The sequence below is a fragment of the Paracoccus alkanivorans genome (assembly GCF_003697785.1).
In the GTDB taxonomy this organism is placed as follows: domain Bacteria; phylum Pseudomonadota; class Alphaproteobacteria; order Rhodobacterales; family Rhodobacteraceae; genus Paracoccus; species Paracoccus alkanivorans.
Window position 1 is genome coordinate 60,704 of record NZ_QOKZ01000006.1, and the last position, 13,568, is coordinate 74,271.

The 13,568-nt window shown below is 64.3% G+C and carries 15 protein-coding genes; 9 read left to right on the forward strand and 6 right to left on the reverse strand.

Translation table 11 applies throughout. The annotated features are described in order from the left end of the window. The first annotated feature begins 6 nt into the window (after positions 1–6). Both pdxA and rsmA read left to right on the forward strand, forming a co-directional pair. Positions 7–972 carry a 4-hydroxythreonine-4-phosphate dehydrogenase PdxA gene (gene pdxA / locus C9E81_RS15265; protein ID WP_122113227.1) on the forward strand — a complete coding sequence of 322 codons (966 nt, stop codon included), beginning with the start codon at positions 7–9 and terminating at the stop codon, positions 970–972. Positions 973–1,012: 40 nt separating this feature from the next. Then, positions 1,013–1,870: a 16S rRNA (adenine(1518)-N(6)/adenine(1519)-N(6))-dimethyltransferase RsmA gene (rsmA, locus tag C9E81_RS15270; protein ID WP_122113228.1), complete on the forward strand. Its 858-nt coding sequence runs from the start codon at positions 1,013–1,015 to the stop codon at positions 1,868–1,870. 63 nt (positions 1,871–1,933) lie between these two features. On the opposite strand, the gene C9E81_RS15275 is transcribed toward rsmA, so the two are convergent. The 3 genes from C9E81_RS15275 to prfA form a co-directional block, all read right to left on the reverse strand. After that, positions 1,934–2,776: a DUF4167 domain-containing protein gene (locus C9E81_RS15275; protein WP_122113229.1), complete on the reverse strand. Its 843-nt coding sequence runs from the start codon at positions 2,774–2,776 to the stop codon at positions 1,934–1,936. Between the two features lie 254 nt (positions 2,777–3,030). After that, complete coding sequence (gene prmC / locus C9E81_RS15280; protein WP_122113230.1) at positions 3,031–3,882, reverse strand: peptide chain release factor N(5)-glutamine methyltransferase; 852 nt, start codon at positions 3,880–3,882, stop codon at positions 3,031–3,033. After that, positions 3,879–4,931, reverse strand: coding sequence for a peptide chain release factor 1 (gene prfA, locus C9E81_RS15285; protein WP_122113231.1), 1,053 nt, complete (start codon positions 4,929–4,931; stop codon positions 3,879–3,881). Before prfA ends, prmC begins: the two co-directional genes overlap by 4 nt. A gap of 210 nt (positions 4,932–5,141) precedes the next feature. Here prfA and rpsF point away from each other — a divergent pair, with 210 nt between their 5' ends. From rpsF to C9E81_RS15320, 7 genes are all read left to right on the forward strand, one after another. Further along, positions 5,142–5,504, forward strand: coding sequence for a 30S ribosomal protein S6 (gene rpsF, locus C9E81_RS15290; RefSeq protein WP_122113232.1), 363 nt, complete (start codon positions 5,142–5,144; stop codon positions 5,502–5,504). Between the two features lie 13 nt (positions 5,505–5,517). Next, entirely contained in the window at positions 5,518–5,745 is a 228-nt protein-coding gene (gene rpsR / locus C9E81_RS15295) for a 30S ribosomal protein S18 (RefSeq protein WP_119748823.1), read from the forward strand. 10 nt (positions 5,746–5,755) lie between these two features. Beyond that, positions 5,756–6,352: a 50S ribosomal protein L9 gene (gene rplI / locus C9E81_RS15300; RefSeq protein ID WP_122113233.1), complete on the forward strand. Its 597-nt coding sequence runs from the start codon at positions 5,756–5,758 to the stop codon at positions 6,350–6,352. A 112-nt stretch (positions 6,353–6,464) separates the two neighbouring features. Continuing rightward, the gene (locus tag C9E81_RS15305; protein WP_122113475.1) at positions 6,465–7,544 is read left to right on the forward strand and encodes a PA0069 family radical SAM protein; all 1,080 of its coding nucleotides are present in this window, start codon (positions 6,465–6,467) and stop codon (positions 7,542–7,544) included. Between the two features lie 75 nt (positions 7,545–7,619). Beyond that, on the forward strand, positions 7,620–8,537 hold the full coding sequence (locus C9E81_RS15310; RefSeq protein WP_122113234.1) for a DUF6454 family protein: 918 nt from the start codon (positions 7,620–7,622) through the stop codon (positions 8,535–8,537). A gap of 150 nt (positions 8,538–8,687) precedes the next feature. Further along, positions 8,688–9,899 (forward strand): NADP-dependent isocitrate dehydrogenase, encoded by a 1,212-nt coding sequence (locus C9E81_RS15315; RefSeq protein ID WP_122113235.1) that lies wholly within the window; start codon positions 8,688–8,690, stop codon positions 9,897–9,899. A gap of 108 nt (positions 9,900–10,007) precedes the next feature. Next, positions 10,008–10,694 (forward strand): nitroreductase, encoded by a 687-nt coding sequence (locus C9E81_RS15320; RefSeq protein WP_122113236.1) that lies wholly within the window; start codon positions 10,008–10,010, stop codon positions 10,692–10,694. Here the strand turns inward: C9E81_RS15320 and C9E81_RS15325 are convergent. From C9E81_RS15325 to C9E81_RS15335, 3 genes are read right to left on the reverse strand one after another with little or no spacing between them, the layout of a single operon-like run. After that, positions 10,684–11,790 (reverse strand): thiolase family protein, encoded by a 1,107-nt coding sequence (locus C9E81_RS15325; protein ID WP_122113237.1) that lies wholly within the window; start codon positions 11,788–11,790, stop codon positions 10,684–10,686. The genes C9E81_RS15320 and C9E81_RS15325 overlap by 11 nt on opposite strands. Further along, a complete protein-coding gene (locus C9E81_RS15330; RefSeq protein ID WP_243698683.1) occupies positions 11,790–12,986 on the reverse strand; it encodes an AMP-binding protein in 1,197 nt (398 codons plus the stop codon). Before C9E81_RS15330 ends, C9E81_RS15325 begins: the two co-directional genes overlap by 1 nt. 18 nt (positions 12,987–13,004) lie before the next feature. After that, entirely contained in the window at positions 13,005–13,568 is a 564-nt protein-coding gene (locus C9E81_RS15335) for a biotin transporter BioY (protein WP_122113238.1), read from the reverse strand.

The window sequence follows — 13,568 nt, forward strand, 5'->3', positions numbered from 1 at the left end:
ACGGCGATGACCGGGCGTATCCTGCTGACATGCGGAGAGCCGGCCGGGATCGGTCCCGAGCTTGCGGTTCTCGCCCTGGGCTGCGGGGTCGATTACGCCTGGATCGGTGATCCGCGCCATCTGCCCGCAGGCACGCCCCGGACCGAGATCACCGCCCCGAATGATCCGGTCCCCCACGGCCATCTGCCGGTGCTGCGCCATGATTTCGCGGCATCTTCGACAGCCGGGCATCCCGACCCGGCCAATGCGCAGGGCGTGATCGATGTCATCGCCCACGCGGTCGATCTGGTGATGCGGGGCGAAGCAGCAGCCATCACCACATTGCCGATCAACAAGCAGGCGCTCAAGGAAGGTGCGTCCTTCCGCTTTCCCGGTCATACTGAATATCTTGCCCATCTGGCCGGAGATGTGCCGGTGGTGATGATGTTGGCTTCGACCTCGGTTTCGCCGCCCTGCCGGGTGGTGCCCGCGACCATCCATATCCCGCTGGCCGATGTCCCCGCCGCCCTGACATCCGATCTGCTGGAACAGGCGATTCGCATCACCCATGCCGCGATGATCCGGGATTTCGGCATCAATGCGCCACGCCTTGCAGTCGCCGGCCTCAACCCGCACGCCGGCGAGGGTGGAACCATGGGGCGCGAGGAGGCCGAGCGCATCATCCCCCTGCTTGAGCGCCTCCGCAGTGAGGGCATCGATCTTGCCGGCCCGCTTCCCGCGGACACGATGTTTCACGCCCCTGCCCGCGCGCGTTACGACGCTGCGATCTGCGCCTATCACGATCAGGCCCTGATCCCGATCAAGACGCTTGATTTCGCCGGGGGCGTGAATGTCACGCTCGGCCTGCCCTTCATCCGCACCTCGCCAGATCACGGCACCGCCTTCGACATCGCGGGAACGGGCCGCGCGGACCCGGACTCGACCATCGCCGCGTTGCGGATGGCGCGCGAGATGGCGGACAAGACCGCATGACCCTTCTTCTTCATGAAAATATCCATCCGGCGGCGCGGATATGAGCAGCATCGACGGCCTGCCGCCCCTGCGCGAAGTCATCGCCCGCCATGATCTGCGCGCAAAAAAGCAACTTGGCCAGAATTTCCTGCTGGACCTGAACCTGACGGCCAAGATCGCGCGGCAGGCAGGTGACCTGACACAATGCGACGTGCTGGAGATCGGTCCGGGTCCTGGCGGGCTGACCCGCGGGTTGCTGGCCGAAGGCGCCCGTCACGTCCTGGCCATCGAAAAGGATGCCCGCGCCCTGCCTGCCCTTGCCGAGATCGCGGCGGCCTATCCCGGCAGGCTGACGGTCATCAATGACGATGCGCTGAAAATCGACCCGCTGGCGCATCTGACCCCGCCGATCCGCATCGCCGCCAACCTGCCCTATAATATCGGCACCGAATTGCTTATCCGCTGGCTGACTCCGCCGGACTGGCCGCCCTTCTGGGAATCGCTGACCCTGATGTTCCAGAAGGAGGTCGCAGAGCGTATCACGGCACGTCCCGGCAGCAAGGCTTACGGCCGCCTCGCTTTGCTGGCGCAATGGCGGGCCGAGGCGCGAATCGTGATGACTCTGCCACCCGAAGCCTTCGTCCCGGCGCCCAAGGTGCACTCCGCCGTGGTGCAGATGACCGCTCTGCCCGAGCCGCGTTTCCCGGCCAATCCGGCAATCCTGTCGCAGGTAACCGCCGCCGCCTTCAACCAGCGCCGCAAGATGCTGCGGGCAGCGCTGCGCGGATTGCATCCGCGAATCGAGGATTTGCTGGAACTGGCCGGCATCGCCCCGACGTCGCGGGCCGAGGAAATCGACCTGGAACGTTTCTGCGCCCTCGCCCGCATCCTCGAACACATGGCTCGGGCCGGCAAATAGGAAACGGGCCGCAATCGGCGGCCCGTTTCCTGTCATGATCGACTTGTCGCGTTGATCCGCCGATCAGCCTTTTTCCGTATCGCTTCCGCCCGGTTCCACTGTGACGTCCACCGGTGTCTCGGGCGCCGCTTCGGCGGTTTCCGAGGATTTGCGGCGGGTCGAGGTCCGTGTCGATTTGCTGGTCGTCGAACGGCTCCGCGTCGAACTCGTCTTTGTCGAGCGGCTTTTCTTGGTGCTTCCGGCCTCGGGAGTTTCGACCAACCCGCCCTCGTCCTCCGAGCCGACCGCGTCGGGCAGCCCCAGTTGCGGCTGATCCCCGGTTCCGGTCAGCGAATCTGTCTTCTGCTGCTCCGATTTTTCGGTGCTGGTCTTGCTGCGGGAACGGCTGCTTCGCGTCGATACCGGTTTCTCGGTGGTATCGGGCTTGTCCTCCGCCTGCGGCTGCTCGGCCTCCTGCACCGGGGTCTCTGCCGGGGTCGTTTTCACCTCGGCTTCGCCGTGATCCCGGCCATTGCGCGGCATCGTGCCGTAGTCACGGCTGTAATCGCGCGAGGACTGCTCGCGCTGATCGTTGCCGCGCCCGCCATTGTCGCGGTCCTCGTCACCATTCTGGCGATGATTCTGGTTCTGCTGCTGATATTGCTGCTGCCGCTCGGCCATCTCGCGCTGCGCTTCGCCCAGCATCCGCGTGTAATGCTCTGCATGCTGCAAAAAGCTCTGCTCGGCCACCCGGTCATTGGAAAGCTGGGCATCACGCGCCAGCGTCAGGTATTTGTCGATGATCTGTTGTGGCGTGCCACGGACCTTGCCCTCGGGACCCGAGCTGTCAAAGACACGGTTAACGATATTCCCCAGCGAGCGCTGGCGATTAGACTTGTTGCGCGAACGTGATTTCGATGATCTCATCAGTTTGTCTGTTTGTGGTTCCAGTTGGGTCTGGACAGCGTTTCAGGCGGCGTCCGCGGCGAAATCCGCGCCCTGCCGTTCAGCCTTGTCCTGCACTCTTGCTGTGCGCGAGGCGCAGCGTATAGTTTCGGCATTGTCAGGCTGACCAGTGCGGTGGCCTTTCGGCCCCGGCACGCCGCTGACTAATCATGCAGGGCGGGCCATGACAAGGGAAAAGTTGCGACTTTTACTCATTTCCACCAAAAAACCGCCGCTCAGTTACCAAAACGGGCCAAAACGACACGGTCTCGCCCGTCCAGATCGGGAATCAGGCGGGGTTCTGCGCCCTGCCTGCGAAAAATTGTCGCAACCGCCGCGCCCTGTGCCGGACCGATCTCGACCAGGACATGCCCGCCCGGAGTCAGGTGATCCGCCGCCCCCGCCGCGATGGCGCGATAGGCGGTCAGCCCGTCCGCGCCGTCGGTCAGTGCCTGATGCGGTTCCCAATCGCGCACCTCGGGCGCGAGTCCTGCCATTTCATCGAGCGCGATATAGGGCGGGTTCGAGACGATCAGGTCAAAACGCCCGGTTACGCCTTCATACCAATCCGCAGCGATCAGCTGCGCTGTCACCCCGATCAGATGGGCATTCCCGCGCGCCACGTCAAGCGCAGCCTCGGAAATGTCGGTCCCGGTTCCCATGCATCCCGGACGCGCCGCCAGCAGTGAAACCAGGATCGCCCCGGTCCCCGTGCCCATGTCCAGCACACTGCGCCATGGCAGCTCCAGCGCCGCCTCGACCAGCGTTTCCGTTTCCGGGCGCGGGTCCAGCGTGTCGCGGGTGACGCGGAATTCATGTTTCCAGAATGCCCGCCTGCCGGTGATCTGGCTGACCGGCTGGCGGGCGGCGCGGGCGTCGATGGCGCGCCTGAATGCGGCCTCCAGCGCGGGCGATGCGTCCTGTTTCAGATATTGCGCCAGATGATGCCGTGCGACCCTTTCGCCAAGCATCTCGCCCAGCACATGCATGAACAAGAGCGAGGCGTCACGATAGCCATTCTCGATTCCCGCCGCCTCGAGCCGTTCCTGCGCGGCAAAGCACAGATCCGTGCCGGTGGGCGGGCTCATCCGTCCGCCGCCAGCCGCGCGGCCTGGTCATGCGAGATCAACGCATCGATGATCTCGCCCAGATCGCCCTGCATGACCCGGTCCAGTGCGTAAAGTGTCAGGTTGATCCGGTGATCGGTCATCCGCCCTTGCGGGAAATTATAGGTGCGGATGCGTTCGCTGCGGTCGCCGCTGCCGACTTGGCTCTTGCGATCCGCCGCGCGCGCATCATCGGCACGCTGCCGCTCGATATCGTAAAGCCGCGCCCGCAGCACCGCCATGGCGTTGGCCCGGTTCTGGTGCTGCGATTTCTCGGAACTCGTGACCACGATGCCGGTTGGAACATGGGTGATCCGCACAGCCGAGTCGGTGGTGTTCACATGTTGCCCCCCCGCGCCCGAGGCCCGCATGGTGTCGATGCGGATATCACTGGCGGGGATGTCGATATCGACATCTTCCGCCTCGGGCAGCACGGCGACGGTGGCGGCGCTGGTATGGATGCGTCCGCCCGATTCGGTCTCGGGCACACGCTGCACGCGATGCACCCCGGATTCGTATTTCAGCCGGGCAAAGACGCCATCGCCCTCGATCCGGGCGACGGCCTCCTTGACGCCGCCAAGCTCGGTCTCGCTATATTCCAGCAACTGGAACGACCAGCCCTGTGCCTCGGCATAACGGCGATACATCGCCAGCAGGTCGCCGGCGAACAGGGCGGCCTCGTCGCCGCCGGTGCCGGGCCGGATCTCGATGATCGCGGGACGGGCATCGGCGGCATCCTTGGGCAGCAGGGCGATACGCAGGTTCTGCTCCAACTCGGGCAGTTCCTCGCGCAGGCGCGCCAGTTCATCCTCGGCCAGTTCCCTCATCTCCGGATCGGCCAGCATGGCCTGTGCCTCGGTCATCTGGTCACGCGCCGCCCGCCAGTGGGTGATCTGTTCCACCACCGGTTTCAGCTCGGAATATTCGCGGCTGATCCGGGCGATCTGCGCGGGCTCGGCGCCGGCATTCAGCTGTGCCTCGAGAAACTCGAAGCGTTGGGTGATCTGGACAAGGCGGTCTTCTGGCAGCATGGAGGGGGACTTACCCCCGCCGCGCCCGCCCGTAAAGCGCCATCGCGCAGCTATCCGCCGTACGACCAGCGAATCACCTTGCGCTTGCAGTATCTGCCGCTATAAGTTCCCATCCTTCCGCCGAGACATATGCAACCGGCGCAGTCTCTCGTGGCGGGTGCGGAAGGGAAGACCCGCCTATGAAATGCGCCCGAAAATGAAAGGATCGCCATGCCTCTGTACGAGCATGTGCTGATCGCCCGCCAGGACCTGTCGAACACGCAGGCCGAAGGGCTGATCGAACATTTCTCGACCGTTCTCGCCGATAATGGCGGCAAGGTCGTGGATCACGAATACTGGGGTGTCCGCACCCTCGCCTACAAGATCAACAAGAACCGCAAGGGCCATTACGCCTTCCTGCGCACCGAGTCCCCCTCGGCCGCCGTGCAGGAAATGGAGCGTCTTGCCCGTCTGCATGACGACGTGATGCGGGTGATGACCATCCGCGTGGACGAGCATCAGGAAGGCCCCTCGGTGCAGATGCAGAAACGCGAAGAGCGTGGCGAACGCCGCGAACGCCGCGAGCGGAACTGAGAGGATCTGACCAATGGCAAGCAAACCGTTTTTCCGCCGCCGCAAGGTCTGCCCGTTCTCGGGTGAGAACGCGCCGGTCATCGACTACAAGGACACCCGTCTGCTGCAGCGCTATATCAGCGAGCGCGGCAAGATCGTGCCCTCGCGCATCACCGCCGTCTCGGCAAAGAAGCAGCGTGAACTGGCCCGCGCCATCAAGCGCGCCCGCTTCCTCGCCCTGCTTCCCTATGCCGTGAAGTAAGGAGGATATCATGCAAGTCATCCTGCTGGAACGCGTGGCCAAGCTGGGCCAGATGGGCGAGGTCGTAAACGTCAAGCACGGCTATGCCCGCAACTTCCTGCTGCCCCAGGGCAAGGCCCTTCGCGCCTCCGAAGCCAATATCAAGGCATTCGAGGAGCGCAAGGTTCAGCTCGAGGCCCGCAACGCCGAAACCAAGGCCGAAGCGCAGAAGGTGGCCGACAAGCTGGACGGCCAGACTTTCGTTGTGATCCGTTCAGCGTCGGATTCCGGCGCCCTGTATGGCTCGGTGACGACCCGCGACGTTGCCGACGCAGCGACCGAGGCCGGTTTCACCGTCGATCGCAGGCAGATCGTTCTTGGCCAGCCGATCAAGGAACTGGGTCTGCACAACGTTACCGTCGTGCTGCATCCCGAGGTCGAGGCCGTGATCGTCCTGAACGTCGCCCGCTCGAACGAAGAGGCCGAACTTCAGGCCCAGGGCAAATCGATCCAGGACCTGGCGGCCGAGGCGGATGCCGAAGCCGAGTTCGAGATTGCCGAACTGTTCGACGATATCGGCGGCGCATCCTCGGACGAGGACGGCCCGGCGAACGAAGACCGGGAATAAGCCCCGATCATCGTTACAGGTTCAGGCCGCGCCGGTTCTCCGGCGCGGTTTTTTCATGGGTTGGTGCCGGAAAAATCTGGCAAATGTTCTTTCTTTGTTCTATTCTTGTTTCATGTTACCGCCCCGCAATCCAGATGAAACGATCAAGGCACGTGGCGCCGATACCCGCCCCGATGGCCGGTTCGAGCGATATCAGCGGATACGGGAATCCGATGGCTGGGACATGGCCGAGGAAAACCACCTGCTGAAAACCGAGGTGGTGACGGAAAGGCCGCGCTCGATCATCACCCGAAACAACTCCCCGGATATCGGTTTCGACCGTTCGATCAACCCCTATCGCGGCTGCGAGCATGGCTGCATCTATTGCTATGCCCGGCCCAGCCATTCCTATCTGGGGCTGTCTCCGGGACTGGATTTCGAAACGAAGATCACTGCCAAGCCGGACGCCGCCCGGCTGCTGGAACGGGAAATCGGGCGGCCATCCTACAAGGTCGCCCCGATCGCATTGGGAACGAATACCGACCCCTATCAGCCGGTCGAGGCGAAACTGGCGATCATGCCCGGCATTCTCAGGGTGCTGCGGGACTGGAACCACCCGGCGACGCTGGTGACGCGGGGGCGGACCGTATTGCGCGACCTCGATCTCTGGGCCGAGTTGGCAGCAAAAGATCAGGCGGCGATAGGGATCAGCGTGACCACGCTGGATGCCGGATTGGCGCGGGCGCTGGAGCCGCGGGCACCGGCACCGCAGACACGACTGCAGATGATCGGTGCATTGGCAAAGGCCGGGGTGCCGGTCAGGGTGATGGTCGCGCCAGTGATACCTGTCCTGACCGAGCCCGAGATCGAAGGCATCCTGACGGCCGCGCGCGAGGCGGGCGCAAGCACGGCCAGCATGATCCCTCTGCGCCTGCCGCACGAGGTGGCCCCGCTTTTCCGCGACTGGCTGGAGCGTCACAGGCCCGGCATGGCGAAACATGTCATGAACCGGGTTCAGGCGATGCGGGGTGGACGGGACAATGATCCGCGCTTCGGCCATCGCTTCAGGGGCGCGGGGGTGGAGGCGCAACTGGCCCTGCAACGGTTCCGTCTGGCACGCAAGCGATTGGGCTATCGCGAGGGCAGCCCGCCACTGGATTGCAGCCGCTTCGGCCCGCCTCCGCGATCCGGCGATCAGTTGAGCCTGTTCTGAGCGCCCTGCCCGGTTGTGACATATTTCGGTTTCATGGCCCGGTTATTCCACCAGGCAGACAGCAGGAGAACCGATATGCGTCACATCGTCATCGCAATTGCGCTTTGCACCCCTTTTTCCGTCGCCGCCGATGAGTTGAGCGACCGGGTCATGTCCCTGACGCGCGGCACCGAATGGCAGCCCGTCGGTGCCACCGAAGTCCAGTTCCCCACCCACCACCCGCAGGGAATGGCGATCATAGGCGATCACATCTTTGTCTCCTCGGTCGAGATCGTGACCCCGACCGAGAAATACGACACGCCCCGCGACGGCATGGACCGCAGCGCCGGGGAAGGCGTGGGACATCTGTTCAAGATGGACATGGAAGGCAACCTGGTCGACAGCATCACGCTGGCCGATGGCGATATCTATCATCCGGGCGGCATGGATTTCGACGGCGAGCATCTCTGGGTGCCGGTCGCCGAATACCGCCCTGACTCGGCCAGCATCGTCTATCGCGTCGATCCCGAGACCATGGAGGCGGAAGAGGTCTTTCGCTATCCCGACCATATCGGCGGCATTCTCCGTGATCCGGCCAGCAACACGCTGCATGCCGTCAGCTGGGGATCGCGCCGCTTCTACGGCTTCACACTGGACGAGGCAGGCGAAGTCACCAATGCCGATATCCCGCGCGAAGACCTGATGGTGCCGAATCCCAGTCATTACGTCGATTACCAGGATTGCCAGCTTGCCGCACCGGGACAGGCGCTTTGCACCGGAATCGCCAAGTATCAGGCCAATGGCATGGAATTCGCGCTTGGCGGAGCGGAACTGATCGACCTGAAGGACAACCGGCCCATCCATCAGGCGCCTGTTCCGCTCTGGACCGAGGACGGGCTGGTGATGACGCATAATCCGGTCTGGATGGCCCCTGTCGATGGCGGGCTGCGCGCATGGTTCATGCCAGAGGACGACGAAAGCCGGATCTTCGTCTACGAGGCGCGTCTGGATTGACGCCGATGGCAGGCAAGGCTCTGCATCCCGGTCTCAAGAGGGCGTAACAGTCGGTTAAGTAAACGGTATGCAATAGCATACAACGCTTTCCTTCCCGATCATAATCCGCTATGACGCCGTGAGCGAATCCTATAGCCGAAGGGAACACCCATGTCGAAGATCAAGGTAGAGAACCCCGTCGTCGAGCTCGACGGCGACGAAATGACCCGGATCATCTGGGACTTCATCAAGCAAAAGCTGATCCTGCCCTATCTGGATATCGACCTGAAATATTACGACCTCGGTATCGAAGAGCGCGACCGCACCGACGACCAGATCACCGTGGATGCGGCAGAGGCGATCAAGCAATATGGCGCCGGCGTGAAATGCGCCACCATCACCCCCGACGAGGCCCGGGTCGAGGAGTTCGGCCTCAAGAAGATGTGGCGGTCGCCCAATGGCACGATCCGCAACATCCTGGGCGGCGTGATCTTCCGCGAGCCGATCATCTGCAAGAACGTGCCGCGCCTTGTGCCGGGCTGGACCCAGCCCATCATCGTCGGCCGCCACGCCTTCGGCGACCAGTATCGCGCCACCGATTTCAAGTTCCCCGGCAAGGGCAAGCTGTCGATCAAGTTCGTCGGCGATGACGGCGAGACCATCGAGCACGAGGTTTTCCAGGCTCCGGGTTCCGGTGTCACCATGGCGATGTACAACCTTGATGAATCGATCCGGGATTTCGCCCGCGCCTCGATGAATTACGGGTTGAACCGTGGCGTGCCGGTCTATCTGTCCACCAAGAACACTATCCTCAAGGCCTATGATGGCCGCTTCAAGGACCTGTTCCAAGAAATCTACGAACAGGAATTCGAGGCCGAGTTCAAGAAGAAGGGCATCCATTACGAGCACCGGCTGATCGACGACATGGTCGCCTCGGCGCTGAAATGGTCGGGCGGCTATGTCTGGGCCTGCAAGAACTACGATGGCGACGTGCAGTCGGATACCGTCGCGCAGGGCTTTGGCTCGCTTGGGCTGATGACCTCGGTGCTGATGACCCCGGACGGGAAGGTCGTCGAATCCGAGGCCGCGCATGGCACCGTGACCCGCCATTACCGCGAGCATCAGAAGGGCAACGCCACCTCGACCAACTCCATCGCCTCGATCTTTGCATGGACGGGCGGGTTGAAGCACCGCGCCAAACTGGACGGGAACACGCAACTGGCCAAGTTCGCCGAAACGCTGGAGAAGGTAACGGTGCAGGCGGTCGAGGACGGTTTCATGACCAAGGACCTCGCCCTGCTCGTCGGCCCGGACCAGAAATGGCTGACCACCATGGGTTACCTGGAAAAGGTCGACGAATACCTGAACAAGGCGCTGTCATAAGGCGGCGAAATGAAAACGGGCCGGGCGGATCGCCCGGCCCTTCTTGCCTCCGGCGGAGGTATTTTCACAAAGAAGAAGGCGGCGTTGGGCAGGAGGTGCCCGGACGACATGGAAAGCGAGTTCGAGAAACTTCTGGCGCAGCGGCGCTCGGCCCGGGCTTTCACGGCGGAACCGGTCGGACGGGAGGCGCTTGAGAATATCCTGCGACTCGCCCGGACCGCCCCAAGCGGCGCCAATCTGCAGCCGGGACGGTTTCATGTCCTGACGGGAAATGCACTGGAGGGATTGGTCCAGTCGCTCAAGTCGGCCATAGCGGCGGGAGAGCCGCAGAGCCGGGAATACTCTTATTTCCCCGAGCCGATGCCCAAAGAACTCAAGGCAAGGCAGGTCGCGGCGGGCTACGCCCTTTACGCCGCGCTCGGGATCGAGCGGCGGGATATCGAGGCCCGGCAGCGTCAGTTCGAACGCAATTACGAGTTCTTCGGCGCGCCGGTCGGAATCGTGGTGACCATCGACCGGGCCATGGGCAAGGGCTGCTTCATGGATCTGGGCATGTCGCTGATGGCGCTGCTGCTGGCCGCCGAGAACCGGGGCTATGCGACAACCGGCATCGGTGCACTGGCCAAATATGGTCCGGTGGTGCATCGCCATCTCGGCTTGCCCGAGGGCGAAATGGTGGTATGCGGCATCGCGCTTGGCGTGGCGGACAGGGATGCGCCGGCCAACCGGGTCAGGGCCGAGCGGGAAGAGCTGCCGGTTTTCGCGCGCTTCTACGGCTTCGACCTCAACTGCTGAGCAGGAGAGCCGTGCCCAGCCCACCGGCCGCGGCAATGGCGGCGAGCCCGTATTGGCCCGGTCGCATTTCGCGGACCAGGCGCACGGCGTTGACCGCGCCGCTTGCGCCGATGGGATGGCCGCGGGCCAGCGCGCCCCCGCCACGGTTGACGATCTCCGGATCGAGCCCCGCCCCTTGCTGGCAGGCGATAGCCTGTGCCGCGAAAGCCTCCATGATCTCGGCGCAGCCGATCGAGGACGGATCGAGGCGGTGGCCAGCCAGCACGGAACGGATCGCCGCGACGGGGGCGAGGCCCGGCAACTCTGGATTACCGCCGATCGTGGCACCGCCGACGATTTCGGGGCCATCCTGCCCCATCCGCTCGGCCAGTCTGTCCGAGACAAGCACGCAGACCGCCGCCCCGTCCGCCGCTACCGCCGTCGTGGCCGTCGTGACGGTCCCGGCAAGCACCTTGGCGCGGGCACAGACCGGCGGGGTCAGCTTGCGGGCGAAACTGTCACCTGTGATACCCGCCAGCGGCACGATCTCACCTTCCTGCATGGCTGGCATCGCGGCAAGGGCATTGGCATGGCTGCGCATGGCCCAGTTCTCCTGCGCTTCCCGCGTGATCCCCAGCCTGTCGGCCAGCGCCCCGGCAGCGGCGGACATCTCCGGATCGCGCTCGGGCCACGGGGTGAAGGGCGGCTGGTCATAGGGCTGCGGCTCACGCCCATCCGGGAAACTGCGCAGCCGCAGGGGACGGCGGGAATAGCTTTCGGCTCCACCCGCGACGACCACCTCGTGCATCCCCGAACGGATCATCGCATCGCCCAGCAGGATCGCATCCAGCCCACCGCAGCATTGCCGGTCCAGCGTCAGCCCCGCCACGCGTTCGGGCAGGCCGCTGGCCAGGGCGGCGACACGGGCAGGATTACCCCCTGCCCCAAGGGCATTGCCGAGGATCAGTTCGCCCACCTCCGCCAGCGCGATACCGGCATCCGCGAGAGCCGCCTGAATGACCGGCGCGGCGAGTTGATGCAGTTCCAGTTCCCGGAACGCGCCGCCCCTCGGGACGACCGCGCTGCGCCTCGCCGCCACGATATGGGAGCGGCGCATCATCCTGCTCCGGCGATGCGCTGCAAGGCGGCGAGGTCGGGCTTGCCCGAGGGCAGCATCGGCATGGGGTCGAGAAACCCGATCCGGCGCGGCGCCGATAACGGGCCGAGAGAGCTCCGGCAGCGGGCCCTGATCCGCTCGACCAATGCCTTATCCGCCGCGCCCTCGACAAACCCGATCACCGCATGCCCCCGCAAGGCATCGGGCACGGCAATGGCCGCGCAGGCCCGCCCCGCGCAATCGCCAGCCATGATGCGTTCGATATCTTCGAGAAACACGTTCACATCGGCCACTGTCACCATGCGCGACCTGCGCCCGCGCAGGAACAGGTTGCCCTGTTCATCAAGCCGGCCGATCTCGCCCACGGTCAGGAAACCGCTGTTGCGGCGGGTGTCGCCGCTGCCCTCGCCCTCGTAATCGTCGAAGAGATAGGGGCTGCTGACCCATATCTCGGCATCATTCCCTGCGACCGGCTGAAGTTTCAGCGTTACCCCGGGATAGGCCCGGCCAACGGATCCCGGCGGAGTATCGGAATCGCCGATCGTGACGAAGCTGGTCTCGGAAGCGCCGTAGAACTCGTAAATCCCGGCATTCGGGAAAAGCGCCGCGGCAGCGGCCCGCCCATCGGCTCCTAGCGCACCGCCCCCGCAGAACAGGTGCCGGGCATCGGGAAGGGGTTCAGCACCGGCGCGCCGAAGCAGCCCGAGTTGCGACGGCGTTGCATAAAGCACGTTTGCCCTTGCGTCGCGCAACGCGGCAAGCTGGGCACGGGGAAGATCGCCACCGAGGGCGAGCAGATCCGCCCCTATATGCAGGGCCTCGACAATCCCGTAGAGCGACAGCGAATGACCGAGGCTACCCAGCACCGCATAACGATCCCTGGCACCTATCCCGTAACGCGCGCGGTTGACCTCGAAACTGGCAATCCAGGACGCCTGGCTGCGGCGGATCGTCTTTGCCCCTCCGGTGCTGCCGGAGCTTTGGCAATAGAGAAGCGGGCGCCCTTTTGCATCCGGAAAACCGGCGGCGGCAATTTCCCCGCCCCCGGTCTGGCTGGCATGAACGGGCAGGCGACGTTCGATGCAATCGAGCAATGCCGCGATAGCGGGCCGGTTCTGTTCATGCGCACCGCAGGAAAGGATGGCGCTGTCGCCGGATCGCCTGAACCAGCGGTCCCGAATATCATCGCGTGGCAATTCAGCCGTCCTCGGCGATCAGATGCGCTGGCCGGAGGCGCGATACCATGACAGCATCTCGGGGCGCAATTTCGCCACTGCCGCGATCAGCATGCCGGTCAGCCCCGCCTTGAGCAGGTCCCCGGGAATATAAGCGGTGTTCAGCAACGCGGCCTCGACAAGGCTTTTCTTCAGCACGATGGCCATGCCGACGGTGCCGAAGGCATACATCACCAGAATGCCGCCGATGAAGGCGCCAAGCCCGGCACTGATCGCGGGCGGAACCATGCGCAGGCGCTCGACCACGAGGCCGGTCACGAAAGCGGCAACGGGAAAGCCGATGATAAAGCCTGTGCTCGGCCCGACAAACACACCGGGCCCGCCCCGGCCTCCGGCCAGCAGCGGCAGGCCAAGCGCCACGGCAAAGACGAACAGCAGCACGGCCAGCCCGCCGCGGCGCGCGCCCAGAACGGCGCCGGCCAGCATCACGCCAAGGCTCTGCGCGGTGATCGGCACGCCGAAGCCGAGTGCGATCTTTGGAATTACCCCCAGAATCGCGATCAGCGCCGCGAACAGGGCGATGCGGGCAAGGTCTTTTTCCAT

What these genes read in the sequence shown, in the direction of transcription:
- pdxA (WP_122113227.1), top strand. Translation starts at nt 7, where the DNA reads ATGACCGGGCGTATCCTGCTGACATGCGGAGAGCCGGCCGGGATCGGT.
- rsmA (WP_122113228.1), top strand. Translation starts at nt 1,013, where the DNA reads ATGAGCAGCATCGACGGCCTGCCGCCCCTGCGCGAAGTCATCGCCCGC.
- C9E81_RS15275 (WP_122113229.1), bottom strand. Translation starts at nt 2,776, where the DNA reads ATGAGATCATCGAAATCACGTTCGCGCAACAAGTCTAATCGCCAGCGC.
- prmC (WP_122113230.1), bottom strand. Translation starts at nt 3,882, where the DNA reads ATGAGCCCGCCCACCGGCACGGATCTGTGCTTTGCCGCGCAGGAACGG.
- prfA (WP_122113231.1), bottom strand. Translation starts at nt 4,931, where the DNA reads ATGCTGCCAGAAGACCGCCTTGTCCAGATCACCCAACGCTTCGAGTTT.
- rpsF (WP_122113232.1), top strand. Translation starts at nt 5,142, where the DNA reads ATGCCTCTGTACGAGCATGTGCTGATCGCCCGCCAGGACCTGTCGAAC.
- rpsR (WP_119748823.1), top strand. Translation starts at nt 5,518, where the DNA reads ATGGCAAGCAAACCGTTTTTCCGCCGCCGCAAGGTCTGCCCGTTCTCG.
- rplI (WP_122113233.1), top strand. Translation starts at nt 5,756, where the DNA reads ATGCAAGTCATCCTGCTGGAACGCGTGGCCAAGCTGGGCCAGATGGGC.
- C9E81_RS15305 (WP_122113475.1), top strand. Translation starts at nt 6,465, where the DNA reads ATGTTACCGCCCCGCAATCCAGATGAAACGATCAAGGCACGTGGCGCC.
- C9E81_RS15310 (WP_122113234.1), top strand. Translation starts at nt 7,620, where the DNA reads ATGCGTCACATCGTCATCGCAATTGCGCTTTGCACCCCTTTTTCCGTC.
- C9E81_RS15315 (WP_122113235.1), top strand. Translation starts at nt 8,688, where the DNA reads ATGTCGAAGATCAAGGTAGAGAACCCCGTCGTCGAGCTCGACGGCGAC.
- C9E81_RS15320 (WP_122113236.1), top strand. Translation starts at nt 10,008, where the DNA reads ATGGAAAGCGAGTTCGAGAAACTTCTGGCGCAGCGGCGCTCGGCCCGG.
- C9E81_RS15325 (WP_122113237.1), bottom strand. Translation starts at nt 11,790, where the DNA reads ATGCGCCGCTCCCATATCGTGGCGGCGAGGCGCAGCGCGGTCGTCCCG.
- C9E81_RS15335 (WP_122113238.1), bottom strand. Translation starts at nt 13,568, where the DNA reads ATGGAAAAAGACCTTGCCCGCATCGCCCTGTTCGCGGCGCTGATCGCG.